The 26,620-nt window shown below is 65.6% G+C and carries 28 protein-coding genes; 17 read left to right on the top strand and 11 right to left on the bottom strand.

Annotated features, from left to right (window positions below):
• Window positions 1-34: 34 nt before the first annotated feature.
• From rapZ to ABUA37_RS05255, 8 genes are all read left to right on the top strand, one after another.
• Window positions 35-910: an RNase adapter RapZ gene (gene rapZ, locus ABUA37_RS05220; protein WP_349898071.1), complete on the top strand. Its 876-nt coding sequence runs from the start codon at window positions 35-37 to the stop codon at window positions 908-910.
• Between the two features lie 33 nt (window positions 911-943).
• A complete protein-coding gene (gene whiA, locus ABUA37_RS05225; RefSeq protein WP_349898072.1) occupies window positions 944-1,924 on the top strand; it encodes a DNA-binding protein WhiA in 981 nt (326 codons plus the stop codon).
• Window positions 1,925-2,040: 116 nt separating this feature from the next.
• Entirely contained in the window at window positions 2,041-2,667 is a 627-nt protein-coding gene (locus tag ABUA37_RS05230; protein WP_349898073.1) for a superoxide dismutase, read from the top strand.
• Window positions 2,668-2,779: 112 nt separating this feature from the next.
• Window positions 2,780-3,790, top strand: a complete 1,011-nt coding sequence (gap, locus tag ABUA37_RS05235) for a type I glyceraldehyde-3-phosphate dehydrogenase (RefSeq protein WP_349898074.1) — start codon at window positions 2,780-2,782, stop codon at window positions 3,788-3,790.
• A gap of 30 nt (window positions 3,791-3,820) precedes the next feature.
• Window positions 3,821-5,035, top strand: a complete 1,215-nt coding sequence (locus tag ABUA37_RS05240; RefSeq protein ID WP_349898075.1) for a phosphoglycerate kinase — start codon at window positions 3,821-3,823, stop codon at window positions 5,033-5,035.
• A complete protein-coding gene (gene tpiA / locus ABUA37_RS05245; protein WP_349898076.1) occupies window positions 5,026-5,829 on the top strand; it encodes a triose-phosphate isomerase in 804 nt (267 codons plus the stop codon). The genes ABUA37_RS05240 and tpiA overlap by 10 nt, the downstream gene beginning before the upstream one ends.
• Window positions 5,830-5,916: 87 nt before the next feature.
• A complete protein-coding gene (gene secG / locus ABUA37_RS05250; RefSeq protein ID WP_349898077.1) occupies window positions 5,917-6,168 on the top strand; it encodes a preprotein translocase subunit SecG in 252 nt (83 codons plus the stop codon).
• A gap of 8 nt (window positions 6,169-6,176) precedes the next feature.
• Complete coding sequence (locus ABUA37_RS05255) at window positions 6,177-6,542, top strand: RNA polymerase-binding protein RbpA (protein WP_349898078.1); 366 nt, start codon at window positions 6,177-6,179, stop codon at window positions 6,540-6,542.
• Between the two features lie 84 nt (window positions 6,543-6,626).
• Here ABUA37_RS05255 and pgl read toward each other — a convergent pair whose 3' ends face one another.
• Genes pgl through tkt form a run of 6 tightly spaced genes read right to left on the bottom strand, consistent with a single transcriptional unit; the run spans window position 6,627 to window position 14,817 of the window.
• On the bottom strand, window positions 6,627-7,394 hold the full coding sequence (gene pgl / locus ABUA37_RS05260) for a 6-phosphogluconolactonase (RefSeq protein ID WP_349898079.1): 768 nt from the start codon (window positions 7,392-7,394) through the stop codon (window positions 6,627-6,629).
• Window positions 7,391-8,386, bottom strand: a complete 996-nt coding sequence (locus ABUA37_RS05265; RefSeq protein ID WP_349898080.1) for a glucose-6-phosphate dehydrogenase assembly protein OpcA — start codon at window positions 8,384-8,386, stop codon at window positions 7,391-7,393. The genes pgl and ABUA37_RS05265 overlap by 4 nt, the downstream gene beginning before the upstream one ends.
• On the bottom strand, window positions 8,383-9,924 hold the full coding sequence (zwf, locus tag ABUA37_RS05270) for a glucose-6-phosphate dehydrogenase (protein ID WP_349898081.1): 1,542 nt from the start codon (window positions 9,922-9,924) through the stop codon (window positions 8,383-8,385). Before zwf ends, ABUA37_RS05265 begins: the two co-directional genes overlap by 4 nt.
• Window positions 9,925-9,974: 50 nt before the next feature.
• On the bottom strand, window positions 9,975-11,573 hold the full coding sequence (locus tag ABUA37_RS05275; RefSeq protein WP_349898082.1) for a glucose-6-phosphate isomerase: 1,599 nt from the start codon (window positions 11,571-11,573) through the stop codon (window positions 9,975-9,977).
• Window positions 11,570-12,694: a transaldolase gene (tal, locus tag ABUA37_RS05280; protein WP_349898083.1), complete on the bottom strand. Its 1,125-nt coding sequence runs from the start codon at window positions 12,692-12,694 to the stop codon at window positions 11,570-11,572. The genes ABUA37_RS05275 and tal overlap by 4 nt, the downstream gene beginning before the upstream one ends.
• A 29-nt stretch (window positions 12,695-12,723) precedes the next feature.
• A complete protein-coding gene (gene tkt, locus ABUA37_RS05285; protein ID WP_349898084.1) occupies window positions 12,724-14,817 on the bottom strand; it encodes a transketolase in 2,094 nt (697 codons plus the stop codon).
• Between the two features lie 276 nt (window positions 14,818-15,093).
• Here tkt and ABUA37_RS05290 point away from each other — a divergent pair, with 276 nt between their 5' ends.
• From ABUA37_RS05290 to ABUA37_RS05320, 7 genes are all read left to right on the top strand, one after another.
• Entirely contained in the window at window positions 15,094-16,029 is a 936-nt protein-coding gene (locus tag ABUA37_RS05290) for a heme o synthase (RefSeq protein WP_349898085.1), read from the top strand.
• A gap of 5 nt (window positions 16,030-16,034) precedes the next feature.
• On the top strand, window positions 16,035-16,994 hold the full coding sequence (locus tag ABUA37_RS05295; protein ID WP_349898086.1) for a COX15/CtaA family protein: 960 nt from the start codon (window positions 16,035-16,037) through the stop codon (window positions 16,992-16,994).
• 266 nt (window positions 16,995-17,260) lie between these two features.
• On the top strand, window positions 17,261-18,679 hold the full coding sequence (gene sufB / locus ABUA37_RS05300) for a Fe-S cluster assembly protein SufB (RefSeq protein WP_349898087.1): 1,419 nt from the start codon (window positions 17,261-17,263) through the stop codon (window positions 18,677-18,679).
• Between the two features lie 27 nt (window positions 18,680-18,706).
• Window positions 18,707-19,894, top strand: coding sequence for a Fe-S cluster assembly protein SufD (gene sufD / locus ABUA37_RS05305; protein ID WP_349898088.1), 1,188 nt, complete (start codon window positions 18,707-18,709; stop codon window positions 19,892-19,894).
• 3 nt (window positions 19,895-19,897) lie between these two features.
• Window positions 19,898-20,221: a non-heme iron oxygenase ferredoxin subunit gene (locus tag ABUA37_RS05310; protein WP_349898089.1), complete on the top strand. Its 324-nt coding sequence runs from the start codon at window positions 19,898-19,900 to the stop codon at window positions 20,219-20,221.
• A gap of 21 nt (window positions 20,222-20,242) precedes the next feature.
• Window positions 20,243-21,007: a Fe-S cluster assembly ATPase SufC gene (sufC, locus tag ABUA37_RS05315; protein ID WP_349898091.1), complete on the top strand. Its 765-nt coding sequence runs from the start codon at window positions 20,243-20,245 to the stop codon at window positions 21,005-21,007.
• Window positions 21,008-21,011: 4 nt separating this feature from the next.
• Window positions 21,012-21,341: a metal-sulfur cluster assembly factor gene (locus tag ABUA37_RS05320; RefSeq protein ID WP_349898092.1), complete on the top strand. Its 330-nt coding sequence runs from the start codon at window positions 21,012-21,014 to the stop codon at window positions 21,339-21,341.
• 39 nt (window positions 21,342-21,380) lie between these two features.
• Here ABUA37_RS05320 and ABUA37_RS05325 read toward each other — a convergent pair whose 3' ends face one another.
• Window positions 21,381-21,995 (bottom strand): biotin transporter BioY, encoded by a 615-nt coding sequence (locus ABUA37_RS05325; protein ID WP_349898093.1) that lies wholly within the window; start codon window positions 21,993-21,995, stop codon window positions 21,381-21,383.
• Window positions 21,996-22,102: 107 nt separating this feature from the next.
• Between ABUA37_RS05325 and ABUA37_RS05330 the strand changes: the two genes are divergently transcribed.
• Window positions 22,103-23,701 (top strand): ABC-F family ATP-binding cassette domain-containing protein, encoded by a 1,599-nt coding sequence (locus ABUA37_RS05330; protein WP_349898632.1) that lies wholly within the window; start codon window positions 22,103-22,105, stop codon window positions 23,699-23,701.
• 15 nt (window positions 23,702-23,716) lie between these two features.
• Here the strand turns inward: ABUA37_RS05330 and ABUA37_RS05335 are convergent, their stop codons facing one another.
• The 3 genes from ABUA37_RS05335 to ABUA37_RS05345 are packed head-to-tail and all read right to left on the bottom strand — an operon-like array spanning window position 23,717 to window position 25,093.
• On the bottom strand, window positions 23,717-24,562 hold the full coding sequence (locus tag ABUA37_RS05335; protein WP_349898094.1) for an SURF1 family cytochrome oxidase biogenesis protein: 846 nt from the start codon (window positions 24,560-24,562) through the stop codon (window positions 23,717-23,719).
• Window positions 24,559-24,807 carry a hypothetical protein gene (locus ABUA37_RS05340; protein WP_349898095.1) on the bottom strand — a complete coding sequence of 83 codons (249 nt, stop codon included), beginning with the start codon at window positions 24,805-24,807 and terminating at the stop codon, window positions 24,559-24,561. The genes ABUA37_RS05335 and ABUA37_RS05340 overlap by 4 nt, the downstream gene beginning before the upstream one ends.
• 4 nt (window positions 24,808-24,811) lie before the next feature.
• Window positions 24,812-25,093 carry a DUF3099 domain-containing protein gene (locus ABUA37_RS05345; RefSeq protein ID WP_349898096.1) on the bottom strand — a complete coding sequence of 94 codons (282 nt, stop codon included), beginning with the start codon at window positions 25,091-25,093 and terminating at the stop codon, window positions 24,812-24,814.
• 117 nt (window positions 25,094-25,210) lie between these two features.
• Here ABUA37_RS05345 and fabG point away from each other — a divergent pair, with 117 nt between their 5' ends.
• Window positions 25,211-25,921: a beta-ketoacyl-ACP reductase gene (gene fabG / locus ABUA37_RS05350; protein WP_349898097.1), complete on the top strand. Its 711-nt coding sequence runs from the start codon at window positions 25,211-25,213 to the stop codon at window positions 25,919-25,921.
• Here fabG and serB read toward each other — a convergent pair.
• Window positions 25,918-26,571 carry a phosphoserine phosphatase SerB gene (serB, locus tag ABUA37_RS05355; RefSeq protein WP_349898098.1) on the bottom strand — a complete coding sequence of 218 codons (654 nt, stop codon included), beginning with the start codon at window positions 26,569-26,571 and terminating at the stop codon, window positions 25,918-25,920. The two genes, fabG and serB, sit on opposite strands and share 4 nt — an antisense overlap.
• Window positions 26,572-26,620 lie beyond the last annotated feature (49 nt).

The following is a 26,620-nucleotide window of genomic DNA, read 5'->3' on the forward strand; positions in this document are numbered from 1 at the left end:
GGCCCGACAGCACCCAACGAAGGCAGACATTCGGATGATCGACGATAGTCACAGGCAGGAAGTGCTGATCGTCACCGGCATGTCGGGTGCGGGGCGGTCGACGGTCGGGAATGCGCTCGAGGATCTCGGCTGGTACGTCGTCGATAACCTTCCCCCGCAGATGCTGAGGCCGCTCGTCGAACTCGCCGGTCGCGCCGGCGACACCCTGCCGAAGATCGCGGCGATCGTCGATGTGCGCGGGGGGCGCCTGTTCGCCGACCTGCAGGAGACTGTTCACACGCTCCGCGGCACCACAGCCGTGCGGGTGATCTTTCTCGAGGCGACGGATGCGGAACTGGTCAGGCGCTTCGAGCAGGTGCGGCGTCCACACCCCCTGCAGGGCGACGGGACCCTCCTCGATGGAATCGCTGCGGAACGTGCGGCCATGCTCTCGATTCGTGAAGACAGCGACATCGTCATAGACACGAGCGACCTGAACATCCACCAGCTGGCCACGAAGACCATCGAGATCTTCGCCTCCGACGAGACGCCGGGTCTGCAGCTGACCGTGCTCAGTTTCGGCTTCAAGTACGGCCTGCCCGCCGACGCGGATCTCGTTGCAGACATGAGGTTCCTGCCGAACCCGTTCTGGATTCCGGAACTGCGGATGCTCAACGGCCTCGACCGCGAAGTGCGCGATTTCGTCCTCGCCCAGGAGGGCGCGACGGACTTCATCAACGACTATGCGCAGGCGCTCAAGCCGGTTCTCGCCGGCTATCAGCGGGAGAACAAGAGACACGCTACGATCGCCATTGGATGCACCGGGGGGAAGCACCGTTCAGTGGCGGTTGCGGAGCAACTCGCTGGCATCCTTCGCGCGCAGGACGGCGTCGCCGTCAGTGTCAAACACCGCGACCTCGGTCGCGAATAGCGTCGCGACCCCACAAACAGAAGGAAGATTCGATTGGCTCTCACCGCCGATGTCAAAGACGAACTCGCTCGAGTCGAGGTGAGCAAGACCACGGTTCGCGCGGCCGAACTCGCGACAATCCTGCGGTTTTCCGGTGGTCTGCACCTGATCTCGGGTCGCATCGCGGTCGAGTCCGAACTCGACACCGCACAACTCGCTCGCCGCGTGCGCAAGGACCTGACCGAGCTCTACGGCGTTCGAAGCGAGATCGCCGTGATTTCGGCGTCCGGCCTGCGCAGGACCAGTCACTACCTGGTGCGCGTTCTCGACGGTGGCGAGACACTGGCACGCCAGACCGGGCTTCTGGATGCCCGGCGCCGGCCCATCCGCGGCCTCCCCAATAAGCTCACCACCGGTTCGCGCGAGGAACTGGCCGCCGTCTGGCGCGGGGCCTTCCTGGCCCACGGTTCCCTGACCGACCCTGGCCGCTCCGCCGCGCTCGAGATCACCTGCCCAGGCAACGAGTCGGCCATGGCCCTCGTCGGCGCGGCGGGCCGACTCAAAATCTCGGCGAAGGCGCGCGAGGTCCGCGGCGTCCACCGCGTCGTCATCCGCGACGGCGAGGCCATCGGCGCCATGCTCGTGCACATGGGCGCCCACGCCACCCTGCTCAACTGGGAGGAGCTTCGCCAGCGCCGCGAGGTGCGCGCCACCGCGAATCGCCTCGTCAATTTCGATGACGCGAATCTCCGTCGCTCCGCGCAGGCAGCTGTTGCAGCCTGCGCCCGCGTGGAACGAGCTCTCGAGATCCTCGACGGCAAGCTGCCGGACCACCTGAAGTACGCGGGGGAGTTGCGCCTGAGGTTCCGTGACTCGAGCCTCGACGAACTCGGCCACCACGCCGACCCGCCCATGACCAAGGATGCCGTCGCCGGCCGCATCCGCCGGCTTCTCGCGATGGCTGATAAGCGGGCGGGCGACCTCGGGATTCCTGGTACCGACGCGAATCTCCCGCCGGACTACGACGAGGCCTGAGCCTTTACCCTCCGTTACGCATCCTCTCGGTGGCCCACGCGGAGACGCCACTAGACTGGAAATACCCGCCATCCGCGCTGTTTCGCGCGCCGGGACATCAGGCAAGGAGAACATCAATGGCTGAATACACTCTTCCAGAGCTGGGCTACGACTACGCAGCACTCGAGCCGCACATCAGCGGCAAGATCATGCAGTTGCACCACGACAAGCACCACCAGGCGTACGTCACCGGTGCCAATACCGCACTCACGCAGCTTGCGGCCGCCCGCGACAACGGCGACTTCACGAACGTCAACAAGCTCGAGAAAGACCTGGCCTTCAACCTCGCCGGTCACGTCAACCACACGATCTTCTGGACCAACCTGTCGCCAGACGGGGGAGACAAGCCCACCGGTGAGCTCGCCGCTGCGATCGACGACAACTTCGGTTCCTTCGACAAGTTCGTCGCGCACTTCGGCGCGGCCGCGGCCGGCATCCAGGGTTCCGGTTGGGGCGCTCTCGTCTGGGACTCCCTCGGACAGAAGCTCCTCATCCAGCAGTACTACGACCACCAGGGCAACTTTGCCACCGGCACGGTGCCGCTGCTGTTGCTCGACATGTGGGAGCACGCGTTCTACCTCGACTACGTGAACGTCAAGGCCGACTACATCAAGGCCTTCTGGAACATCGCCAACTGGGCCAACGTCCAGCAGCGCTTCGAAGCCGCGCGCGAAAAGACGAACGGCCTGCTGGTACTGTCATAGCGGCGGCGTGCCCGGAGCCGATCGTTCCGGGCGCCGCACCAGGGCCAGCGTTGACCCACAACCATCCCCAACCCAAGTCGCGCTTCACTGCGCCTCAGCATCAGGAGTTCTCTTGACCGTCAAGATCGGGATCAACGGCTTCGGCCGCATCGGCCGTAATTACCTTCGCGCCGCACTCGCACAGGGCGCAGACCTCGAGGTCGTCGCCGTCAACGACCTCACCGACCCGAAGTCGCTCGCACACCTGCTCAAGTACGACTCCGTAGCCGGACGCCTGTCGGAGGATGTCTCGGTCGACGGTGACTACATCGTCGTCGGTAGCAAGCGCATCAAGGTTCTCGCGGAGCGCGACCCCGCGGCACTCGGCTGGGGCGACCTCGGCGTCGACATCGTCATCGAGTCCACTGGCCGCTTCACCAACGCCAAGGATGCGCAGAAGCACATCGACGCCGGCGCGAAGAAGGTCATCATCTCCGCGCCCGCCACCGGCGAGGACGGCACATTCGTTATGGGCGTCAACGAGCACGACTACGACCCCGCCACCCAGAACATCGTCTCGAACGCGTCCTGCACCACGAACTGTCTCGCACCGCTCGTCAAGGTCTTCCTTGAGGAGTTCGGTATCGAGCGCGGTCTCATGACCACGGTCCACGCCTATACCGCAGACCAGAACCTGCAGGATGGCCCGCACAGCGACCTCCGCCGTGCCCGCGCCGCCGCGATCAACATCATCCCGACGAGCACCGGCGCGGCGAAGGCCCTCGGCCTCGTCGTTCCCGAGGTTCTCGGCAAGCTCGACGGTTACGCGCTGCGCGTTCCGGTTCCCACCGGTTCGATCACCGACCTCACGATCGAGGCCAGCCGCAACGTCACCGTCGCCGAGGTCAATGCCGCGTACAAGAAGGCTGCCGAGAGCGGACAGCTCGCCGGCTTCCTCAGCTACACCGAAGACCCGATCGTCTCGAGCGACATCCAGGGCGACCCGCACTCCTGCATCTTCGATGCCGGCCTCACCAAGGTCATCGGCAACCAGGTCAAGGTCGCGGGCTGGTACGACAACGAGTGGGGATACTCCAACCGCCTCGTGGACTTCACCGAATACGTCGCCGAGCGCCTCTCCTAAGCCGGACTGCCTCGGCGGAACGACACAGCTATGCCACTTCGGACCATCGAAAGCCTCGGCTCGCTCGAGGGCAAAAGGGTCATCGTCCGTTGCGACCTCAACGTCCCCTTGAAGGACGGCGAGATCACGGATGACGGCCGGATTCGCGCCTCGCTTGCGACCCTCAATGAGTTGATCCATGCGGGCGCTCGAGTCGTCGTGATCTCCCACCTCGGAAGACCAGACGGCGCGCCCGACGCGAAGTACAGCCTCGCCCCCGTGGCGCAGCGGCTGTGCGAACTGCTCGGCAAGCCGGTCACCTTCGCCGCGGATACCGTGGGTACCGCGGCGAAGGAGGCCGTCGAGGCCCTCGGCGACGGCGACGTTGCACTGCTCGAAAACCTCCGCTTCAATGCGGGGGAGACGTCGAAGAACGACGAGGAGCGCGCGGCGTTCGCTGGCCGCCTCGCCGCGTTCGGAGACGCCTTCGTGTCGGACGGATTCGGTGTCGTCCACCGTAAGCAGGCGAGCGTGTACGAGTTGGCCCAGGCGCTTCCGAGTGCCGCGGGCCTGCTCATCGCCGCCGAGCTCGATGTGCTCCATAAGCTGACCGAAAATCCTGCGAAGCCCTATGCTGTGGTGCTCGGCGGCTCGAAGGTCTCCGACAAGCTCGGCGTGATCGGGCACCTGCTGCCGCGCGTCGACTCGCTGCTCATCGGCGGAGGCATGCTCTTCACCTTCCTCGCCGCGCTCGGTTATAAGGTCGGCGCGAGCCTCCTCGAACAGGATCAGATCGAGACCGTGCGAGGCTACCTCGACGAAGCTCGCAAGCTCGGCGTCGACATCGTCTTGCCCACGGATGTCGTGGTCGCCTCGAAGTTCGGCGCCGACGCAGAGCACCAGGTCCGCCCGGCCGACTCCATCGAGGGCAGCCCATGGGGAGAATCCGGGATCGGGCTGGACATCGGCCCCGACACGGCTGCCGCTTTCGCGGAGGTCGTTCGCGGATCACACACCGTGTTCTGGAACGGCCCGATGGGCGTCTTCGAACTTGCCCCGTTTGCGGCAGGCACCCGCGCGGTTGCGCAGGCGCTCACCGAGGTAAAGGGACTCTCGGTCGTCGGCGGAGGCGATTCCGCCGCCGCAGTGCGAGCACTCGGCTTCGAGGATGACCAGTTCGGACACATTTCAACCGGTGGCGGTGCAAGCCTCGAGTTCCTCGAGGGCAAGCACTTGCCAGGCCTGGAGGTACTTGGATGGCAGTGAATTCCTCGGCGCAGGGGCGCGTTCCCCTCATCGCCGGCAACTGGAAGATGAACCTCGATCACCTGCAGTCGATCGCCTTCGTGCAGAAGCTCGCCTGGAGCCTGAAGGACGCACACCACGACTTCGCTTCGGTGGAGGTAGCCGTATTTCCGCCGTTCACCGATCTTCGCTCGGTGCAGACCCTGGTCTCGGCCGACCGGTTGCCGCTCAAGTTCGGTGCACAGGATGTCTCGGCGCACGAGTCTGGCGCATACACGGGAGAGATCTCGGCGGCGTTCCTCAAGGCGCTCGAGTGCGAGTACGTCATCATTGGCCACTCGGAACGACGCACCCTGCACGGTGAGTCCGACGAGGTCGTCGCTGCCAAGGTCGCTGCGGCGCTGTCTCACTCGCTTGTCCCCGTCATCTGTGTCGGCGAAACCGCAGAAGACCTCGAGACGCATGGACCCAGCGCCGTGCCCGTCGCGCAACTGCGCGCAGCACTGGCCGGTGTGAAGGCGGGCTCGAACATCGTCGTTGCATACGAGCCGGTGTGGGCGATCGGCTCGGGCCAGCCCGCGACGCCGGAGCAGGCCGAACAGGTCGCGGCCCAGCTGCGTACCGTCGTCGACGAATCACTCGGTGCCGATGCCGCTGCGGCAACTCGCATTCTCTACGGCGGATCCGTGAAGTCGGGCAACATCGCCGGATTCATGCGGCAGCCGAACGTCGACGGCGCTCTCGTCGGAGGAGCCAGTCTCGATCAGGCGGAGTTCTCCAGCATCGCGCGCTTCCAGAAGCACGTCGGAACCTGATCACATCCCGGTTATACTGAACAGCGGCTTGTCACAGAGCCGCTTGGTGCGTCCGAATCGCGATGACGCATCCCAGAAAGGCACGTTGTGGAAATTCTCCAGGTCATCCTGCAGGTCGTGCTCGGAATCACGAGCCTCCTGCTGACCCTCCTGATCCTGCTGCACCGTGGTCACGGTGGCGGCCTCTCCGACATGTTCGGCGGTGGAGTCACCTCCAACCTGGGCGCGTCGGGTGTGGCCGAGCGCAACCTCAATCGCATCACGGTGCTGCTCGGCGTCATCTGGATTGCGTGCATTATTGTGCTCGGACTCATCACTAAGTTCGACACAGCCGGATAGGAGAAACAATGGCATCGGGTGGTAGCGCTATCCGTGGGTCACGCGTAGGTGCGGGCCCCATGGGTGAGCAGGATCGTGGGTTTCACGCTGAGCGCGTGCAGGTGTTCTACTGGTGCGCCAATGGCCACGAGTTGAGCCCCTACTTCCTGGCGAGCATCGAGGCCGAAGAGATCCCCGAGCAGATCGACTGCCCGAACTGCGGCACTCCCGCCGGTCGCGACAAGGAGAATCCTCCGTCCGTCGCCAAGCTCGAGCCCTACAAGACGCACCTGGCCTACGTGAAGGAGCGCCGCACCGAGGAAGAAGCGGTCACGCTCCTCGACGAAGCCCTCAACCAGCTGCGCGCTCGGCGCGGCAAACTGACCGCCCAGTAGCGGTTCCCCGCGGCGACGCGGGCGCGGACTCCACCTTCGGGTGGGCCAACACCTTCAGTGCGCGGCAGCGCGTGCTGTGCGGGCTCAGTAGTCCGTGGCGATGAGGTCTTCGGGAACCTCCGCGGCAGCATCCTGATCGACAAAGAAGACCGTGCGCTTGCGACCCTCGGCCGCCGCCGCGGGCACCTCGAATACGCTGACGCCGGCGAGCGCGAGGCCGAGTGCGGATGCCTTGTCCGTGCCCGCCATCACGAGCCAGATGCGATCGGCGCTATTGATGGTGCCGATCGTCAGGCTCAGTCGCTCGGGAGGCGGTTTGGGGGAGTTGCGCACGCTGACCACGGGACGATCGGTGACCCGCATGCCCTCCAGGCCGGGAAACAGCGAAGCGATGTGGCCATCGGGCCCGACGCCAAGAAACAGGATGTCGAAGAGCGGCAGTCCGTTCTCACCGCCGGCCGAGGCGAGTTCGCTCTCGTAGGCTGCGGCAGCGGCGTCAAGGTCGAGAGCCCCATCGGCGGCGGCGAAGCGATGGATGTTCTCCTCGCGCAGGGCGACGTGCTCAAGCAGCGCCCCGCGCGCCTGCTCATCATTGCGCTCGGCATCGCCGCTCGGAAGCCAGCGCTCGTCGCCCCACCAGAGGTGTACGCGAGACCAGTCGATGGTGTCCCGCGCCGGCGAGGCGTTGATCGCCTCGAGCACACCAATGCCGACGGTGCCGCCGGTCAGCACGATGTTCACCTCGGGCTTCTCGTCGAGCAGGTCGACCACCTTGGTGATGAACCGTGCCGCCACGGCGCCCGTGAGCGCCTGACGGTCGTGATGCACAATGACTCTGCGTTCGTTACTCATGTATGCGTCACCGTAACGTCTCCGACTGTGATTTCGTCGGGTGAGATCGTCGAGGGCTGGTCGAGCTGATTGAGTCCTCGCTGGATGACCTCGCCGAAGAGGTCATCGGGGTCGAGGCGGCGCAGTTCCTCGGCGAGGCAGTCACGCAAATTGCGTCGCGGCAAAGAGATGTCATGCACGGGCTGGTTCGGTTGAACCAGCGTGACAATGCTGACGTGGGTGCGCTCGAGCTCGATCACGCCGGAGGCGCGGTGCAGCTTCACACCCTGGATGCCGCTCGATCCCGCAGACGGTGTGAGCAACTCGTGGCGCACCGGCACCTGCAGTTGCAGTTGCAGCCAGGCCGCGAGAAGCGAGGTCGACGGCGAATCGGATGCGCCGTGCACCTCCGCCTGCGTGATCGCCTCGTACGGCGGCTGGTCCAGCACCGCGGCGAGCTGTGCGCGCCACAGTGTCAGCCTGGTCCAGGAGAAGTCGGTGTCGCCGGGCCGATAGGTCGAGGCCAGGTGATCGAGGAACTCGCGCGGATTGCTCTGAGCCGCGGCATCCGTGATTCTGCGCTGGGAGATGCGACCGAGCGGGGATTCGGAGGCCACGGGCGGCGCCTCGCCGGGCCACCAGGCCACAACGGGGGCATCCGGCAGCAGCAGGCCGGTGACGAGGCCCTCCTCGTCCGAGGCGGTGTCTCCGTAGGCCTTGAGCACGATGACCTCGCTCGCGCCGGCGTCGCCGCCCACGCGAATCTGGGCGTCGAGTCGGGCAGCGTCACGGTCTCGCTGCGATTCCGGGGCGGTCGAGATCACGATGACGCGCATCGGATGCTCGCGAGACGCGTCGTTCGCCGCCTCGATGGCCTCTTCCTCGTGGCCGAGCTCGGTCGAGATGACGAGCGTGAGCACGCGGCCCAGAGCGACAGCGCCGCCCTCCTCGCGAATCTTGACGAGAGCCTTGGAGATGTGGCTGCTCGTGGTATCAGGCAGATCGACGATCATGGGCGCCTCCAATTTCGGCCGTCGCGAGCGAGGAGTTCGTCTGCGGAACTCGGCCCCCACGTTCCGGGACGGTACTGCTCCGGTTGTCCGAGCGTCGCCCAGTATTCCTCGATCGGATCGAGGATCTTCCAACTGAGCTCGACCTCCTGGTGACGCGGGAAGAGCGGCGGATCGCCGAGGAGCACGTCGAGAATGAGCCGTTCATACGCCTCAGGACTCGCCTCGGTGAACGCGTGACCGTAGCCGAAATCCATCGTCACGTCGCGTACCTGCATGCTCGTGCCCGGCACCTTGGAACCAAAGCGGATGGTCACGCCCTCGTCGGGCTGCACCCGGATCACGAGCGCGTTCTGGCCGAGTGCCGAGGTCTGGCTGTCTGCGAAGAGGTACTGCGGCGCGCGCTTGAACACGACGGCGATCTCGGTCACCCTGCGGCCGAGTCGCTTGCCCGCGCGGAGGTAGAACGGAACGCCGGCCCAGCGGCGCGTACCGATGTCGAGGCGAATGGCCGCGAAGGTCTCGGTGAGCGACTCGGGGTTCATGCCGTCTTCGTCGAGGAAGCCCACAACGCGTTCGCCGCCCTGCCACCCGCTCGAGTACTGGCCCCTCGCCGTGGCGGTGGAGAGGTCGTTCGGAAGACGCACCGCCGAGAGCACCTTCTCCTTCTCCGCTCGCAGGTCCGCCGCGTTGAACGAGACCGGCTCCTCCATCGCCGTGAGGGCGAGCAACTGCAGCAGGTGGTTCTGGATGACGTCCCGAGCCGCGCCGATGCCGTCGTAGTACCCCGCTCGACCGCCGACGCCGATGTCCTCGGCCATGGTGATCTGCACGTGGTCGACGTAGTTGGCATTCCAGATGGGTTCGTACAGCTGGTTCGCGAAGCGCAGAGCCAGGATGTTCTGCACCGTCTCCTTGCCGAGGTAGTGGTCGATGCGGAACACCGAATCCGGCGGGAACACCGACTCGACGACCGCGTTCAACTCACGAGCGGTCTTCAGGTCGCTGCCGAACGGCTTCTCGATCACGACGCGGCGCCATTGACCATCCACCTGCTCGGCGAGGCCGGAGCGGCGCAGCTGCTCCGTGACCTGGGGGAACGACTTCGGCGGAATCGAGAGGTAGAACGCGTGGTTGCCCATCGTTCCACGGGTGTGGTCCAGCTCGTCGAGCGTGCGCTTCAGGTTCTCGAACGCCGCATCGTCGTCGAACTCGCCCTGCACGAAGCGGATGCCCTGGGACAGCTGGGCCCAGACATCCTCATCGAACGGCGTGCGCGCGTACTGCTTGACCGCGTCGTGTACGACCTGCGCGAAGTCCTGATCTTCCCAGTCGCGCCTGGCGAAACCGACGAGCGCGAAGCCCGGGGGCAGTAGCCCGCGGTTCGCCAGGTCGTACACGGCCGGCATCAGCTTCTTGCGCGACAGGTCTCCCGTGACGCCGAAGATGATGAGACTGCTCGGCCCAGCGATGCGGTTGAGTCGACGATCGGAGGGCAACCGCAGCGGGTTGAATTCCGGGGTGATTTCCACCGGCGACATTCGACTCCTTGGATTCTGTTAGGGGGAGTGCTGTCAGCGAGAGCGGGTGCTCAGCTGAAGAGTGCCTGCAGCGCGGCGATGTTGCCCGACGCCTCGGTGAGGGTCAGCGTGAGCACAGGCCGACCGTGATCAGCGAGCACGCTCGCGTCACCGTTCGCCTGGGCCTCGATGAGCTGACCGAAGCTGAAGGGGCGATCCGGGATCGTCAGATCGACGTCCGAGGTCTCCGTGATCTGCAGGAACACGCCGACCGCGGGTCCACCCTTGTGGAACTGGCCGGTCGAGTGCAGGAATCGCGGACCCCAGCCGAAGGTGACCGGCCGGCCACAGCGCGCGGCCACGAGGTCGCGCAGGCGCGCGAGTTGCGGATGTGCGACGCGATCAACGTAGGCCTGGATCGACACGTAGCCGTCGTCTCCGAGCTTCGAGAGCAGTGACTCGACCGCGGCAGCGAGGCTGTCAACGCCGTCGACGACATCCGCGGTGCCGCGCACCTCGATGCCGTTCTCGACGAAGGCCGGTGCTGCCGGTTCCGGGCGGGAGTCGAGCAGGCCGCGAGTGGCCGTCTTGGCCGACTCCACGTCCGGCTGGTCGAAGGGGTTGATGCCGAGCAGTCGTCCTGCGACCGCGATGGCGAACTCCCAGACCAGGATCTGGGCTCCGAGGGTGCCGCTGATCTCGATCTCCCCGTCCGCGACGTCTTCCGTCGCCCTGGCGCTCTCGACCAGGCGCACGATCTGCAGGTCTGGAAGATTCTCGGAAAGCTCGGGGGAGTGGGTGTCGAGAACGACCGGCAGGATACCCTTGCCGAGCTTGCCCGTCGACTCCGCGATGAGCTGCTCAGCCCAGTCGGCGAATCCGACGATGTACGTTCCGTCGGAGACGATGCCGAGCTTGTCCTTGAGCGGGCGAGTGCCCGCGATGGCGGCGCCGAGAATGAGTCCGGGGTTGTCTGCGCGGTCGATCGCGAGGCGACCGGACACGACCGAGGCCTCGTCGAGGAGCGCGGCGATGTCGACGCCGGCGAGCCCGGACGGAACGAGTCCGAATGCGGTGAGCGCGGAGTAGCGACCACCGACGTTCGGATCCGCGTTGAACACGCGGAACCCGCCCTCGCGGGCCGAGACGTCGAGTGGCGAGCCCGGATCAGTCACGATGACGATGCGCTCGAGCGGATCTACGCCCGCGTCACGGAACGCCGCCTCGAATACTCTGCGCTGGCTGTCGGTCTCGACCGTGGACCCCGACTTCGAGGAGACGACGAGCACGCTCGTGGCGAGCCGGTCGCCGAGGGCCGCGAGAACCTGGCCGGGGGCGGTCGAGTCGAGCACGGTCAGTTCGACGCCGGCGGTGCGCGTGATGACCTCGGGCGCGAGCGATGAGCCGCCCATTCCCGCGAGCACGACGTGGTTGACGCCGGCGGCGTGCAGCTTGTCACGCAGGGCGATGATGTCGTCCACGAGCGGTTCCGAAACCACGACGGCCTCGGTCCAGCCGAGCCGCTTGGCCGACTCTTCCTCGGCATCCGCACCCCACAGGGTCGCGTCCTGCCCGATGATACGGGAGGCGACGAGGTCGCTCACGAGCTGCGGCACGACCCGCTCTACGGCCTCGGCCGCCGCGCCGCTGACCGTGATGTCGAAGCTCATTTCTGAGCTCCCGCCGCCTCGAGTGCGGCCGTGACCGTATCGAGCAACTCGTTCCAGGAGACGATGAACTTGTCGACGCCCTCCTTCTCGAGCAGTTGAGTGACCTCGTCGTAGGAGATGCCCTGGGCAGCGAGCTGGTCGAGCACCGCGTTCGCGTCGTCGTAGAACCCGGTGACGCGGTCACCCTGGATCACACCGTGATCGAAGGTCGCCTCGAGCGTCTTCTCCGGCATGGTGTTCACGACGTCCGCCACGGCGAGCTCGGTCACGTAGAGCGTGTCCGGCAGCGAGGCATCCTTGACGCCGGTGGATGCCCACAGCGGCCGCTGCTTATTGGCGCCGGCCTCGAGCAGCAGCTTCGCCCGCTCGCTCGAGAACGCCTGCTCATACACCTGGTAGGCGAGTCGAGCGTTCGCGATGCCCGCCTTGCTCTTGAGCGCGGTGGCCTCCTCGGTGCCGATCGCGTCGAGGCGCTTGTTGACCTCTGTGTCGACGCGGGAGACGAAGAAGGATGCGACGGACTCGATGGTCGAGAGGTCGATGCCCGCGGCCTTCGCCTTCTCCAGACCGCTGAGGTAGGCGTTGATCACCTCGCGGTGACGTTCGAGGCTGAAGATCAGCGTCACATTGACGCTGATACCCGCCGCAGTCGCCTCCGTGATGGCCTCGAGACCCGCCTGAGTGGCCGGGATCTTGATCATCGCGTTCGGGCGATCGACCTTGGCCCAGAGCTGCTTCGCCTGCGCAACGGTGCCCTCGGTGTCGTAGGCGAGGCTCGGCTCGACCTCGATCGAGACACGGCCGTCGACGTGACCGCTCGCCTCCCAGGTCGGACGGAAGATGTCGCTCGCGGTGGCCACGTCGTGCGTGGTGATCTCGAAGACAGCATCCGTCACCGAAGTGCCCGCTGCGGCGAGCTCGGCGACCTGCGCGTCGTAGCTCTCACCCTTGGCGAGGGCGGTGGCGAAGATCGTCGGGTTGGTCGTCACGCCGACGACGTGCCGCTCATCGATGAGCTTCTGCAGCCCTCCGGAGACAATGCGATCACGGGAAAGGTCGTCGAGCCAGATGCTCACGCCGGTTGCGGTGAGAGCGTCGAGGGATGAAGTGGTGCCTGTCATGGTGTCTCTTTCCTCTAAGTAGCCGGCGCCTAGAGGGCGGCCAGCGAGTCCTTGGCTGCGGCGACTGCGTGTTCCGTCGTCATTCCGAACTCCTTGAACAGCGTCTTGTAGTCGGCGGATGCGCCGAAGTGCTCGATCGAGACGCTACGTCCGGCGTCGCCGAGATAGCCGCGCCAGGTGAGGTCGGTGCCCGCCTCGATCGAGACGCGCGCCTTCACCGAGGCCGGGAGCACCGACTCGCGGTAGTCGGCATCCTGTTCCTCGAACCACTCGAGGCACGGAACCGAGACCACGCGGGCGCCCACGCCATCGGCCTTGAGCTGCTCACGTGCATCGAGTGCGATCTGCACCTCGGAGCCGGTAGCCATGAAGATCACGTCCGGCGTGCCGTTGGCCGCCTCGGCGAGCACGTATGCACCACGTGCCACGTGCTTCGCGGAAGCGAGCGTGTCGCCGCTGGCGAGGTCATCACCACGCTCGAACACGGGGATGTTCTGTCGCGTCAGCGCGATGCCCGCCGGGCCGTTGCGGCGCTCGAGCATGGTCTTCCAGGCCCAGGCGACCTCGTTTGCGTCACCGGGACGCACCACGTCGAGCTGCGGGATGGCGCGAAGCGCCGCGAGCTGCTCGATCGGCTGGTGGGTCGGTCCGTCTTCGCCGAGGGCGACCGAGTCGTGGGTCCAGACGTAAATGGATGGCGCACGCATGAGCGCGGCCAGTCGGACCGCCGGGCGCATGTAGTCGCTGAAGATCAGGAACGTACCGCCAAACGCACGCGTCTTGCCGTGCAGCACGATGCCGTTGACGATCGCCGCCATCGCGTGCTCGCGGATACCGAAGTGCAGCACACGGCCGTAAGGGTCGCCGTCCCACTCGTGGGTGGAGTGTGTCTTCGGCACGAAGGACTCTGCGCCCTCGATGGTCGTGTTGTTGGACTCCGCGAGGTCGGCGGATCCGCCCCAGAGCTCGGGAACGACGGCGCCGAGAGCCGTCAGCACCTTGCCGGATGCGGCCCGCGTGGAGACGTCCTTGCCCGGCTCGAAGACCGGGAGCGCATCCTCGACACCGTCAGGCAGTGCGCCGGACTCGACGCGATCGAACAGTGCGCGCTTCTCCGGGTTCGCGTTGGACCAGGCGTCGAAGCTCTTCTGCCACTCGGCGCGAGCCGCCTTGCCGCGCTCGAGAAGCTTGCGGGTGTGCTCGATGACCTCGGAGTCGACGTTGAACGACTGCTTCGGGTCGAAACCGAGCACCTCCTTGACCGCGGCGACCTCGTCGCCGCCCAGCGCGGATCCGTGGATCTTGCCCGTGTTCTGCTTGCCGGGCGAAGGCCAGCCGATGATGGTGCGCAGCACGATCAGCGATGGCTGGTCGGTCACGGCCTTCGCGGCCTCGATCGCCGCGAAGAGTTCCGCGACGTCTTCCTTGTAGACGCCGGTCTTCTTCCAGTCGACGACCTGGGTGTGCCAGTGGTACGCCTCGTACCGCGCACGCACATCTTCGGTGAACGCGATGTTGGTGTCGCCCTCGATCGAGATCTGGTTGTCGTCGTAGATGACGACCAGGTTGCCGAGCTTCTGGTGACCTGCGAGCGAGGAGGCCTCGCTCGTCACGCCCTCTTCGAGGTCGCCGTCACTGGCGATGACATAGATGTGATGGTCGAACGGGCTCGTGCCCTCTTCAGCCTCCGGGTCGAACAGGCCGCGCTCGTAGCGAGCGGCGTAGGCGAAGCCGACGGCGGATGAGAGGCCCTGGCCGAGCGGGCCCGTCGTGATCTCGACGCCCGCGGTGTGGCCGTACTCCGGGTGGCCGGGGGTCCTCGAGCCCCAGGTGCGATAGGCCTCGAGGTCACTCAACTCGAGACCGTATCCGCCGAGGTAGAGCTGCACGTACTGGGTGAGCGAGCTGTGGCCGCAGGAGAGCACGAAGCGGTCGCGGCCGACCCACTGTGGGTCGCTCGGGTCGGAGCGCATGACCTTCTGGAAGAGCAGGTAGGCGGCGGGAGCGAGGCTCATCGCGGTGCCGGGGTGGCCGTTGCCCACCTTCTCCACGGCGTCCGCGGCGAGCACGCGTGCGGTGTCCACTGCCTTGTTGTCGATGGGATCCCATTGGAAAGTTGTCACGTGCTTGATGACCCTTCGTTGACGGCGACCGCCCGTGGCGGGATCGATCACTCTGAGTGTGCACTCGCCCGGACGTCATCGGCACTGCCACAGGCAACCCGATGAACCGCACCACTGGGTGGGAGGTCGGGGATAAGAAGGTCCGCGGCTGGCAAGCACTTCCAAGTATAGAGAAAAGCCGGGGTCGGTCGCTTGCGCGCACCGAAATCCTCGCGCACTCGCCCGCTACGACTACCGCCTAGAATCGATGCGGGGGGAGACCCCATAAGAGGAGTGATGGACGTAGCTGTACAGACTCGCGCCGAGCGCGAGAGCATCGGATTCTCGCGGAAACTTCGCGCCTATGTTGCGTTGACGAAACCGCGCATCATCGAGCTCCTGCTCGTGACCACCGCGCCCGTGATGATCCTCGCTCAGGGCGGCATCCCGAACCTGTGGCTCGTGCTCGCCACTCTCGTCGGCGGCGCGCTGAGCGCCGGCTCCGCTGGGGCGTTCAACTGTTACATCGACCGCGACATTGATCGCGTGATGAAGCGCACGAGCAAGCGTCCGCTCGTGACCGGCGAACTCTCGGACCGCGAGGCCCTCGTGTTCTCCTGGGCGATCGGGGCGGCATCCGTCGTCTGGCTCGGCCTTCTCGTCAACTGGCTCTCCGCCGTGCTCTCGCTCGTTGCACTGCTGTTCTATGTGCTGCTGTACACGCTCGTACTCAAGCGCCGCACCTCGCAGAACATCATCTGGGGCGGCATCGCCGGGTGCTTCCCGGTCTTGATCGGCTGGAGCGCCGTGACGAACTCGCTCAGCTGGACCCCGTTCATCCTCTTCGTCGTGATCTTCCTGTGGACGCCGCCGCACTACTGGCCGCTGTCGATGAAATATCGCACCGATTACGCGACCGCAAACGTCCCGATGCTCGCCGTCGTTCGCGGCCGCACCCAGGTCGGCCTGCAGGTCATCCTGTACGCCTGGGCGACGGTGGCCTGCTCGCTGCTGCTCGTACCGGTCGCGAACATGGGTGTGCTATACACGGCGATCGCCGCAACGTCGGGTGCCTGGTTCATCTTCGAATCCCATCGCCTGTACGCCACGGCGATCCGGCACGATGACGTCAAGCCGATGCGCGTCTTCCACAGCTCGATCAGCTACCTGACCGTGCTGTTCGTCGCCGTGGGACTCGACCCGCTGCTTCACTTCACGCTGTTCGCCCTCTGATCGCCATGCGCACCCCATTCGACCTGCTGGCCGATCGCTTCACCCTGACCTCACGCGCGTTACGCTGGTCGTCCACCGCCGCGCTGGTGGTGAGCATCCTGATCATCCTCACGGGCGGCGTGGTTCGTGTCACCGGCTCCGGTCTCGGCTGCCCCACCTGGCCGAACTGCAACACCGACTCGCTCGCCCCGACCGGCGTCATGGGCATTCACGGCATCATCGAGTTCGCGAACCGCCTGTTCAGTGCGTTCATCGCCGTGCCCGTCGCCTGGGTGATCATCGCCGCCAGACTCCAGAAGCCGAGGCAGCGCTCGCTCACCCGCCTCGCCTGGTCGCAGTTCTGGCTCGTCGTCGCGAACGCGGTCGCCGGCGGCTTCACGGTGCTCGCCGGGCTCAACCCCTGGATCGTCGCCATGCACTTCGTCCTTGCGATCGCGCTCCTGACCACCACCACCCTGACCTGGCATCGCGTGCACGAGCGTGAGCAGGCAGCGCCGCTGCCCGCGGCCCCTCGCGCACGCGGGCTGAGCTGGGCGCTCGTGCTCCTCACACTCGTGCTCATCGTCGTCGGTACCCTCGTGACCGGCTCCGGCCCGCACTCCGGCGACTCCGCCGAGGTCAAGCGGATGCCGCTCGACTGGATCGCCGTGACCATCGCGCACGGTGTGCTCGGCGCGACGGTGCTCCTTCTCGCCATCGTGCTGTGGCTTGTTCTGCGCCGCGAACCTCGTGCTGCTCTCGCCCGCTTCAGGACCGTGGTCTTCGTCGTCGTCGTCGTGGTGCAGGGCGCAATCGGGGTCACGCAGGCGCTCGACTCGCTTCCCGCGCTGCTCGTGGCGATCCATCTGCTCGGTGCCGCACTCGTCTGGGTCGGCGCGCTGCGGGTGCTCCTGGAGGTCAACCCTGCGCTGTTCCGCGCGCCGGCGCGGGAGCAATTCCTGCCACAAGAGGCCCTGAGCCTGTAAGATTGGGGTACTGGTTCAGTTGCAGGGGCATCACCGCGTGACTGTTGACGCCGAAGTCAGGGTTAATCCCATAGCTGGTCGAATGTCGTTGCGATGACTCGATCCGCTCATAACGTCGGCGCTCATCACAGGCGACCACCACACCGTGGCGTTCACCACACAGGAGCGCCCGCCACCACGGCACCATCACCCGAGCCCTCGTCGCACTGCGCGAGGAATACTGGTCAGGCCAGCGGGGTTTGCAACAGCAGGAAAAGAGGAGAGTCATGTCAGACGTCCTAATCGACCGGCCCGAGCTCGAAAGCTTGGGGATCTATGAATTCGGCTGGTCGGATTCCGACGTCGCTGGCGCATCCGCGAAACGTGGCATCTCGCCCGAGGTCGTCGCCGACATCTCGGCTCATAAGAGCGAACCGGAGTGGATGCTCAAGAATCGCCTCAAGGCGCTGTCGATCTTCTTCAAGAAGCCGATGCCTGCCTGGGGTGCTGATCTCTCCGGCATCGACTTCGACAACATCAAGTACTTCGTTCGCTCGACCGAGAAGCAGGCGATGAGCTGGGAGGAACTCCCGGACGACATCAAGACCACCTACGAGCGAATCGGTATCCCCGAGGCCGAACGGCAGCAGCTCGTGAGCGGCGTCGCCGCTCAGTACGAGTCCGAGGTCGTCTACCAGACCATCAATGAGGACCTCAAGGCGCAGGGCGTCATCTTCCTCGACACCGACACCGCACTGCGCGAGCACCCGGAGTTCTTCACGGAGTACTTCGGTACCGCCATTCCCGCCGGCGACAACAAGTTCGCCGCGCTGAACACCGCAGTCTGGTCGGGCGGTTCCTTCGTCTACGTGCCGCCGGGCGTGCACGTGAAGATCCCGCTACAGGCCTACTTCCGCATCAACACCGAGAACATGGGCCAGTTCGAACGCACGCTGATCATCGCCGATGAGGGCAGCTACGTCCACTACATCGAGGGCTGCACGGCGCCCGTGTACTCCTCAGACTCGCTGCACTCGGCGGTTGTCGAGATCATCGTGAAGAAGAACGCGCGCGTTCGGTACACGACGATCCAGAACTGGTCGAACAACGTCTACAACCTGGTCACGAAGCGGGCCATGGCCTACGAGGGCGCGACGATGGAATGGGTCGACGGCAATATCGGCTCGAAGGTCACCATGAAGTACCCCTCGATCTATCTGATGGGTGAGCACGCCAAGGGAGAGACCCTCTCCGTGGCATTCGCCGGCCCCGGCCAGCATCAGGATGCCGGCGCCAAGATGATCCACATGGCCCCGTACACGCAGTCCTCGATCGTCTCGAAGTCGATCGCTCGAGGCGGCGGACGTTCCGGTTACCGCGGGGAGGTGCGCATCGCCAAGGGTGCTCACCACTCGGCGAACACCGTGCGCTGCGACGCGCTGCTCGTCGACACGATCTCCCGCTCCGACACGTATCCGACGGTCGACATCCGCGAGGACGACGTGCAGATGGGTCACGAGGCCACGGTCTCCAGGGTCAGCGCAGAGCAGCTCTTCTACCTGCAGTCGCGCGGAATGCCGGAGGACGAAGCCATGGCGATGATCGTTCGAGGGTTCATCGAACCGATCGCTCGAGAACTCCCGATGGAGTACGCGCTCGAGTTGAACAAACTCATCGAAATGGGCATGGAAGGATCCGTCGGCTAGATGTCAGCCAACGCGATTCCTACGACCTTGCCCACAGACTCAGCCCAGATCGACCACTCGCGTCTCGGTTCCAAGCAGCACACCGACGGTGGCTGGGGTCTCATCCCCGTGCAGACGCGATCGGCGCGCTACAGCTCGTTCGACGTTTCTGACTTCGAACAGGTGACGGGGCTCGAGGCCGAGTGGAAGCACACGCCCGTTGCGCTGCTCCGCACCCTCCTCACCGAAACGCCCGACGGCGGCGAATACGAGTTCGACCTCACGTCCGCGGGCAACGTCTCCGTCGACTGGATCGACCGCGACGATCCTCGCATCGGCGGGGTGGGCACGCCGGAGGAGCGCGCATCCGCCAACGCCTGGAGCAGTTTCACGCGCGCGCTTGCCGTGACCATCGACGGTGAAGAGCCGTCGCGCGTCACGATCGCCCGCAGTTCCTTCGGTCCCGCTGCTCGCGCCGCCCACCTCGTGATCACCGCCAAGAAGCACAGCAATGGTCTCGTCATCATCGACAACAGTGGCTCGGCCCAACTGACCGAGAACGTCGAAATCCTCGTGGAGGAGGGCGCGAACCTCACTGTCGTCTCGGTACAGGAGTGGGATTCCGGCGCCGTGCACCTGGCAAGCCACTTCGCCGAGGTGCAGCGCGACGCACACCTCAAGCACGTACTCGTGTCGCTCGGCGGCAAGGTACTGCGCATCAATCCCTCCGTCCACCTCGGCGGCGAGGGCGGCGACACCGAGCTGTACGGCGTCTACTTCGCCGACGGCGGTCAGCACCTCGAGCAGCAGGTGTTCGTCAACCACGATGCACCGAGCACGAAGTCCAGAGTCAGCTACAAGGGCGCGCTTCAGGGCGACGGGGCACGAACGGTGTGGGTCGGGGACGTACTCATCCGCCCCAGTGCTCCCGGCACAGACAGCTATGAGCAGAACCGCAACCTGCTGCTGACAGAGGGTGCGCGTGCCGATTCCATTCCGAACCTGGAGATCGAGACCGGCGACATCTTCGGCGCTGGCCACGCGAGTGCGTCGGGCCGCTTCGACGACGAGCAGCTCTTCTATCTGCAGGCGCGAGGCATCCCGGAGGACGAGGCGCGCCGTCTGGTCGTGCGCGGATTCCTCTCCGAGATCGTGCAGAAGATCGGCTTCCCCGAGCTCGAGTCTCGACTGCAGGACGCCATCGAGGCGGAACTGCTGAACAGCAAGGCGGTCTGATCCATGCCCGTCAAGATCTGTGCCGAGTCCGAAATCGAGGTGGGAGCCGCGGTGCGCGTCGTCATCGATGACGTTCCCATTGCCGTGGTCAGGGACTCCGCCGGCGTCGTGCACGCCATCGGAGACACCTGCACTCACGGGGACATTTCGCTCGCGGAGGGTTTCGTCGAGGGCGAGACCATCGAGTGCTGGGCGCACGGCTCCAAGTTCTCGCTCCTTACGGGCAAGGCACTCACTCTTCCGGCCTTCGAGCCGGTACCCGTTTTCTCCGTATCGATTCAGGATGGCGACGTCTATATCGACCCGACGCCCGTCCTCAACAACTAACCCAAGGAAAGCAGCCAGACCATGTCTGTACTTGACATCAAAGACCTGCACGTCAGCGTTGAGACCGAGCAGGGAGCGAAGCAGATCCTCAAGGGCGTCGACCTCACCGTGCGCGACGGCGAGACCCACGCCGTGATGGGACCCAACGGCTCCGGAAAGTCCACGCTCGCGTACACGATCGCGGGGCATCCGAAGTACCACGTCGAGAGCGGCAGCGTGACGCTCGATGGCGTCGACCTGCTCTCGCTCACCGTGGACGCTCGGGCACGCGCCGGTCTCTTCCTCGCCATGCAGTACCCGGTGGAGATCCCCGGAGTCGCCGTGTCGAACTTCCTCCGCACCGCCAAGACCGCGCTCGATGGTGAAGCGCCGGCCATCCGCGGGTGGATGAAGGAGATCAAGGAGTCCATGAAGAACCTGCGCATGGACCCGTCGTTCGCGGATCGCAGCGTCAACGAGGGCTTCTCGGGTGGCGAGAAGAAGCGCCACGAGATCCTGCAGCTGGAAGTTCTCAAGCCGCGCTTCGCAATTCTCGATGAGACCGACTCCGGGCTCGATGTCGATGCGCTCAAGATCGTGTCGGAGGGTGTGAACCGCGCGAAGGAGAACACCGGCCTCGGCATCCTGCTCATCACCCACTACACGCGCATCCTGCGCTACATCAAGCCAGACTTCGTGCACGTCTTCGTCAACGGCCGCGTGGCCGAGCGTGGCGGCCCCGAGCTCGCGGATACTCTCGAGAACGAGGGCTATGATCGCTATCTCGCAGAGTCGAAAGTAGGTTAGTTCTATGGCTGTCGCATTGGCTCCCGCCGTCTTCGACCAGGTCGAAGAGGCGCTCAAGGATGTTATGGACCCTGAACTCGGGGTCAACATCGTCGACCTCGGCCTGATCTACGACCTCAGTTGGGACGACGAGAACGACGCGCTCATCATCAGCATGACGCTGACGTCTGCTGGCTGCCCGCTCACCGACGTGATCGAGGAGCAGACAGCCGAGTCGCTGCACGGCGTCGTCGACCAGTTCAGGATCAACTGGGTCTGGATGCCGCCGTGGGGACCGGACAAGATCACCGACGACGGCCGCGACATGATGCGAGCCCTCGGCTTCGCCATGTGAGCAGCCGCGTCGGCGACCCTTTCTGGTTCTAATCTGGTTCTAGAAGCCGCGGTCCCGCTCGTCGCGATCGTCTGCCGCCGCGATCTGGTGCCAGGAGAACCGCACGATGGCCGCCGCGATGAGCGCCTTCACGGCGCCGCCGAGGATGAACGGGTAGAGGCCGGCCTCCAGCGTCTGCTCGAGGTTCAGGTGGAGAGTCGCGGCGAGCCAGGGGAGTCCGATCGCGAACGTCACGACGGTTCCCGCGGAGAAGGACAGGATCGCACCGACGATGCGGTGATCCCAGGCGCGCTGTGCGAGCCATCCGGTGAGCGCTGCCGCGAGGACGAAGCCGACGATGTAGCCACCTGTCGGGCCGAGAATGACGTTGATGCCATGGGTTGCATCGCTGAAGACCGGCAGTCCGACGATTCCGAGGACAGCGTAGAGCACCATCGAGAGCGTGCCGCGAAGCGCGCCCAGCGTGCTGCCGACGAGCAGGACGGCGAGCGTCTGGCCCGTAATCGGCACCGGCCAGATCGGAATGCTTACCTGAGCTGCTATCGCCGTGAGCCCGGCGCCTGCAGCGATGAGGGCTATATCCATGGGAAGGCCGCGTGCGAAAACACGGTCGGCGATGGTCGGGCGGCCGATGGCAAGAGTCAGGTTGGACATTCGTTCTCCTTCGAGTGCGGGCATTCATGCACCGCTCACGAAATATACTAGGTGCCTACCCCCTTGGCTTCCGTTGTCGCGGCAACACAAAGAAATGGACTTTGCCTGTGCTCAGCGTGCACGACGTCGAACTGCGGGTTGGTGCCCGGGTGCTCATGGAGGACGTCACCTTTCGCATCGAACGCGGCGATAAAGTCGGCCTGGTCGGCCGCAACGGAGCGGGTAAGACCACTTTGACGAAGATCCTCGCCGGAGAAGGCCAGCCCACCGGCGGCACCATCGATCGCGTCGGCGAGGTGGGCTACCTGCCGCAGGATCCGCGCAGTGGCAACCCCGAAGATCTCGCGAGAACGCGCATCCTGGATGCCCGTGGCCTCGGGCAGATCGTGCTCGGTATGCAGGAGGCCCAGCATGCGATGGGCAGCGGTGACACCGCGGTGAGCTCCGCCGCCATGGACCGCTATGGCAAGCTCGAAGACCGATTCCTCGCCCTCGGCGGGTATGCGGCCGAGGCGGAGGCGGCATCCATCGCGAGCAACCTCAGCCTGCCGGACCGCATTCTCGACCAGCCGCTCTCGACCCTGTCGGGCGGGCAGCGTCGCCGGATCGAACTCGCGCGCATCCTGTTCTCGGGTGCCGAGACGATGCTGCTCGACGAGCCGACGAACCACCTGGATGCCGACTCCGTCGTGTGGCTCAGGGAGTTCCTCAAGGCCTTCCAGGGCGGGCTCATCGTGATCAGCCACGACATCGCGCTCGTCGAAGAGACCGTGAACCGCGTGTTCTACCTCGACGCGAACCGCCAGGTGATCGACATCTACAACATGGGCTGGAAGCACTACCTGCGCCAGCGCGCCGCGGACGAGGAGCGTCGCAAGAAGGAACGCGCAAACGTCGAGAAGAAGGCCTCAGTGCTGCAGTTGCAGGCGGCCAAGTTCGGCGCGAAGGCCTCGAAGGCGGCCGCCGCGCACCAGATGGTGCGGCGCGCCGAAAAGATGCTCTCCGGTCTCGAAGACGTGCGCGTTGCGGACCGCGTGGCCAAGCTGCGCTTCCCCGAACCCGCGCCCTGCGGCCGCACCCCGCTCATGGCGAGCAACCTCAGCAAGAGCTACGGTTCGCTGGAGATCTTCACGGCCGTCGACCTCGCGATCGATCGCGGAACGAAGGTCGTGGTGCTCGGCTTCAACGGAGCGGGCAAGACGACGCTGCTGCGCATCCTCGCGGGCGTCGATGAGCCCGACACCGGCCAGGTGGAACCCGGCCATGGACTGCGCATCGGCTACTACGCGCAGGAACACGAGACGATCGATGTGAAGCGCACCGTGCTGCAGAACATGGTGTCATCGTCACCGAACATCACCGAGACCGAGGCGAGGCGCGTGCTCGGCTCCTTCCTGTTCACAGGAGACGACTCGCACAAGCCCGCCGGCGTGCTGTCGGGAGGCGAGAAGACGCGTCTCGCGCTGGCGATGATCGTCGTCTCCGGTGCCAATGTGCTACTTCTCGACGAGCCGACCAACAACCTCGACCCCGCGTCGAGGACGGAGATCCTGGATGCGCTCGCGAACTATGCGGGCGCGGTCGTGCTGGTGAGCCACGACGAGGGCGCTGTGGAGGCGCTGAACCCCGAGCGCGTGCTCATCCTGCCCGATGGCGTCGAGGACATGTGGAACCGGGATTACGCGGAACTGGTGTCGCTGGCCTGATCGGCAGCGGCGCGGCTAGCGCAGGGCTCCGTCGAGGATCTCGTCCTCGACATCCGCATCGCTCTTCTTCGCAGCGCGCCTGCGCGCCCGTTCCTCCGCACGCTCGCGCTCGGCGGGGTCCTCGGCGTTGCGGAGGCGATACTCCTGCCGAACGGCGTAGCCGAGACCGAAGAACCCGATGAGGGCGAAGATGACCCACTGGATCATGTATGACCAGTGCAGACCCTCGTCCTGCACCGGTGCCGTGGCCTGCACGGGCGTGATCGGGCTTCCCGCGGGCGTCTGCGAGGCGAGCAGTCCATACGCTCCCGTGTACACCCGGCCGTGGACGCGCGCGCTGACCTGCTTCAGGTCGATAGTGGCGATCTGATTGCCGCTGCCGCCGCGCGAATCCGACTTCGGCTCGGCGGGCTTGAGCCTCGCGGTCACCGTGACCTCGCCATCCGGTGGCGCGGGCACGGAATCCGGGGCGTCCTGCCGATCGCCCGTCGGCACCCAGCCGCGGTCAACGATGAAGATCGAACCGTCGGCGAGGCGCAGGGGAGTGAGTACCTCGAAACCGGGCCCGGCATTCGTCGGCCTGTTGCGCACGAGTAGTTGCTCATCCGGCAGGTAATGCCCCGTCGCACGCACTCGACGCCATTCCTGCTCCGCTCGGAACGACGTGAGGCTCGGAAGCGCCTCGTCGAGCGCGATGGGCGGAGCATCGAAGTTGGCTGTGACAACCGCGTTCGCCGCCACCGCCTGCTTGCCCCTGGCCAACTGCCACGATGACAGAAACGCGCACGCGATGGCGAAGGCGATCGCAAACGCGAGATAACCGAGCCAGCGTCGCGTGAGGAGGATGCGCCAACCGCTCACGGCGCATCGACCGGTGCATCGGGCACGCGGTCCACGTGCTCGTCGAGCGGAGTCACCACGACGGGAAACGACCTCGTCGCGAGATAGTGGAACAGGAAATTTCGATGCTCGTCGCAGGCGAGCCAGACCTTCACCCGGTCGGGCGTATGGATTTTGGGGTTGCGCCAGTTGACGTTCCAGAGGGCCGGGTTCGTGCAGCCGGCGCGCGAGCACACCTGCTCGCCCGGGGATTCGGCGTTCGTCATAGGGTCACTGCTTGGGCGGGTCGGTGGGACGCACGGGCACGACCGTGCCGGGCCGCATCACCGGAGTGGTCGATGGCCGGCTGACGCTGTTCGCGAGTACGACCGCGATGTACGGCAGAACGATGGCTCCGGCGGCGCAGACCAGTAGCCACCACCCCTGCACGAACAGGCACAGCACGATGCAGACCAGGCGGATGCCCATGGTCAGGGAGTACTTGAGCATGCGGCTGCGACGGTCGTCTTCTGGGGACCGCGGGAGGGAGGTGATCGACTGTTGCTTGGCCATGGGTTCACCCCAAGCCTAAGACTAAGATTGTGGAAGTTCGCCGGTAGTGCCGGTGTCGTTCCTCCGGTGGCTGAATCCCATTCGGCGAAAGTGCCGATCCCCGCGAAAGTGAGAGCTATGACCACGCCCAGGACCGTACTGATCACCGGAGGAAACAGGGGCATTGGCTTCGCCATCGCCGAAGAATTCATCGCCGCCGGTCACCGCGTCGCCGTGACCGCGCGTTCGGGCAGCGGGCCGGTCGGCGCGCTCACCGTTCGAGCGGATGTGACGGATGCCGCATCGGTCGATGAGGCCTTCACCGAGATCGAGCGTGAGCTCGGCCCAGTCGAGGTGCTCGTCGCGAACGCGGGGATCACGAGGGATACGCTCCTGCTGCGGATGAGCGAGGAGGACTTCACGTCGGTGATCGACACCAACCTCTCCGGGGCCTTCCGGGTGGTGAAGCGCGCCTCGAAGGGAATGCTCAAGGCACGATTCGGTCGTATCGTACTCGTCTCGAGCGTCGTGGGAATGCTGGGCTCGGCCGGTCAGGTCAACTACTCGGCGTCGAAGAGCGGACTCATCGGCATGGCGCGGTCGCTCACGCGGGAACTCGGCTCACGCAACATCACGACGAACGTCGTGGCTCCCGGATTCATTGAGACGGACATGACGGCAGAGCTGCCCGAGGCACAGCAGGCCGAGTACCTGAAGTCGATTCCCATCGGTCGCTTTGCCACTCCCGCCGAGGTGGCGAAGGTCATCGCATGGCTCGCCGGAGACGACGCCGGGTATATCTCCGGTGCCGTCATCCCTGTCGACGGCGGCCTCGGAATGGGGCACTAGCCCCGCAGCGCGAGCAGTGGCAGCAACTGTCCGAGGTCGCGGCGATCCATGATCAGGTCTGCCTCGTCGCGCACCGGAGCCTTGGCATCGAACGCCACCGAGAGGCCAGCTGCGGCCATCATGGGCAGGTCGTTCGCACCATCGCCCACCGCGACCGTCTGACGCATCGGGACGCCGGCATCCAAAGCCCATTCGTGCAGAGTCGCTGCCTTCGCGGCGGCGTCGATGATGGGGCCGTGGAGCCCACCGGTGAGCCTGCCGTCGACGACCTCGAGCCGGTTGGCACGCCAGTAGTCGAGCCCGAGGCGCTCGGCGAGGTCATCCACGAGCTCGTGGAAGCCGCCGGAGACGACGGCAACCTTGCCGCCCGCCGCGTGCACGCCGTCGATCATCTCGGCGACACCGGCGGTCACCCGGATCTGTGCGGCCACGCGCTCGAAAACGCCGTCATCGAGGCCGGCGAGGGTCGCGACGCGTTCGCGAAGAGACCGCTCGAAGTCGAGTTCGCCGTTCATCGCGCGGAAGGTGATGTCGGCCACGCGGCTGAGGGAACCGGCGGCTTCGGCGAGAAGTTCGATGACCTCGTTCTCGATGAGGGTCGAATCGACGTCAAGGACGACGAGAAACCCGGGCAGGAGGGTCTGTGCCATGTATTCGTGTGGCCATTCCTGTGCGGTCGCGCACCGGGAAAGGTCAGCG

The sequence above is a fragment of the Parafrigoribacterium soli genome, assembly GCF_040227235.1.
Lineage (GTDB): Bacteria > Actinomycetota > Actinomycetes > Actinomycetales > Microbacteriaceae > Parafrigoribacterium_A > Parafrigoribacterium_A soli.

What these genes read in the sequence shown, in the direction of transcription:
- sufB (WP_349898087.1), top strand. Translation starts at nt 17,261, where the DNA reads ATGTCAGACGTCCTAATCGACCGGCCCGAGCTCGAAAGCTTGGGGATC.
- ABUA37_RS05230 (WP_349898073.1), top strand. Translation starts at nt 2,041, where the DNA reads ATGGCTGAATACACTCTTCCAGAGCTGGGCTACGACTACGCAGCACTC.
- ABUA37_RS05325 (WP_349898093.1), bottom strand. Translation starts at nt 21,995, where the DNA reads ATGTCCAACCTGACTCTTGCCATCGGCCGCCCGACCATCGCCGACCGT.
- sufC (WP_349898091.1), top strand. Translation starts at nt 20,243, where the DNA reads ATGTCTGTACTTGACATCAAAGACCTGCACGTCAGCGTTGAGACCGAG.
- ABUA37_RS05295 (WP_349898086.1), top strand. Translation starts at nt 16,035, where the DNA reads ATGCGCACCCCATTCGACCTGCTGGCCGATCGCTTCACCCTGACCTCA.
- ABUA37_RS05275 (WP_349898082.1), bottom strand. Translation starts at nt 11,573, where the DNA reads ATGAGCTTCGACATCACGGTCAGCGGCGCGGCGGCCGAGGCCGTAGAG.
- ABUA37_RS05290 (WP_349898085.1), top strand. Translation starts at nt 15,094, where the DNA reads ATGGACGTAGCTGTACAGACTCGCGCCGAGCGCGAGAGCATCGGATTC.
- ABUA37_RS05240 (WP_349898075.1), top strand. Translation starts at nt 3,821, where the DNA reads ATGCCACTTCGGACCATCGAAAGCCTCGGCTCGCTCGAGGGCAAAAGG.
- tal (WP_349898083.1), bottom strand. Translation starts at nt 12,694, where the DNA reads ATGACAGGCACCACTTCATCCCTCGACGCTCTCACCGCAACCGGCGTG.
- ABUA37_RS05345 (WP_349898096.1), bottom strand. Translation starts at nt 25,093, where the DNA reads ATGGCCAAGCAACAGTCGATCACCTCCCTCCCGCGGTCCCCAGAAGAC.
- ABUA37_RS05255 (WP_349898078.1), top strand. Translation starts at nt 6,177, where the DNA reads ATGGCATCGGGTGGTAGCGCTATCCGTGGGTCACGCGTAGGTGCGGGC.
- ABUA37_RS05320 (WP_349898092.1), top strand. Translation starts at nt 21,012, where the DNA reads ATGGCTGTCGCATTGGCTCCCGCCGTCTTCGACCAGGTCGAAGAGGCG.
- rapZ (WP_349898071.1), top strand. Translation starts at nt 35, where the DNA reads ATGATCGACGATAGTCACAGGCAGGAAGTGCTGATCGTCACCGGCATG.
- tpiA (WP_349898076.1), top strand. Translation starts at nt 5,026, where the DNA reads ATGGCAGTGAATTCCTCGGCGCAGGGGCGCGTTCCCCTCATCGCCGGC.
- zwf (WP_349898081.1), bottom strand. Translation starts at nt 9,924, where the DNA reads ATGTCGCCGGTGGAAATCACCCCGGAATTCAACCCGCTGCGGTTGCCC.
- serB (WP_349898098.1), bottom strand. Translation starts at nt 26,571, where the DNA reads ATGGCACAGACCCTCCTGCCCGGGTTTCTCGTCGTCCTTGACGTCGAT.
- pgl (WP_349898079.1), bottom strand. Translation starts at nt 7,394, where the DNA reads ATGAGTAACGAACGCAGAGTCATTGTGCATCACGACCGTCAGGCGCTC.
- ABUA37_RS05265 (WP_349898080.1), bottom strand. Translation starts at nt 8,386, where the DNA reads ATGATCGTCGATCTGCCTGATACCACGAGCAGCCACATCTCCAAGGCT.
- ABUA37_RS05340 (WP_349898095.1), bottom strand. Translation starts at nt 24,807, where the DNA reads ATGACGAACGCCGAATCCCCGGGCGAGCAGGTGTGCTCGCGCGCCGGC.
- ABUA37_RS05310 (WP_349898089.1), top strand. Translation starts at nt 19,898, where the DNA reads ATGCCCGTCAAGATCTGTGCCGAGTCCGAAATCGAGGTGGGAGCCGCG.
- fabG (WP_349898097.1), top strand. Translation starts at nt 25,211, where the DNA reads ATGACCACGCCCAGGACCGTACTGATCACCGGAGGAAACAGGGGCATT.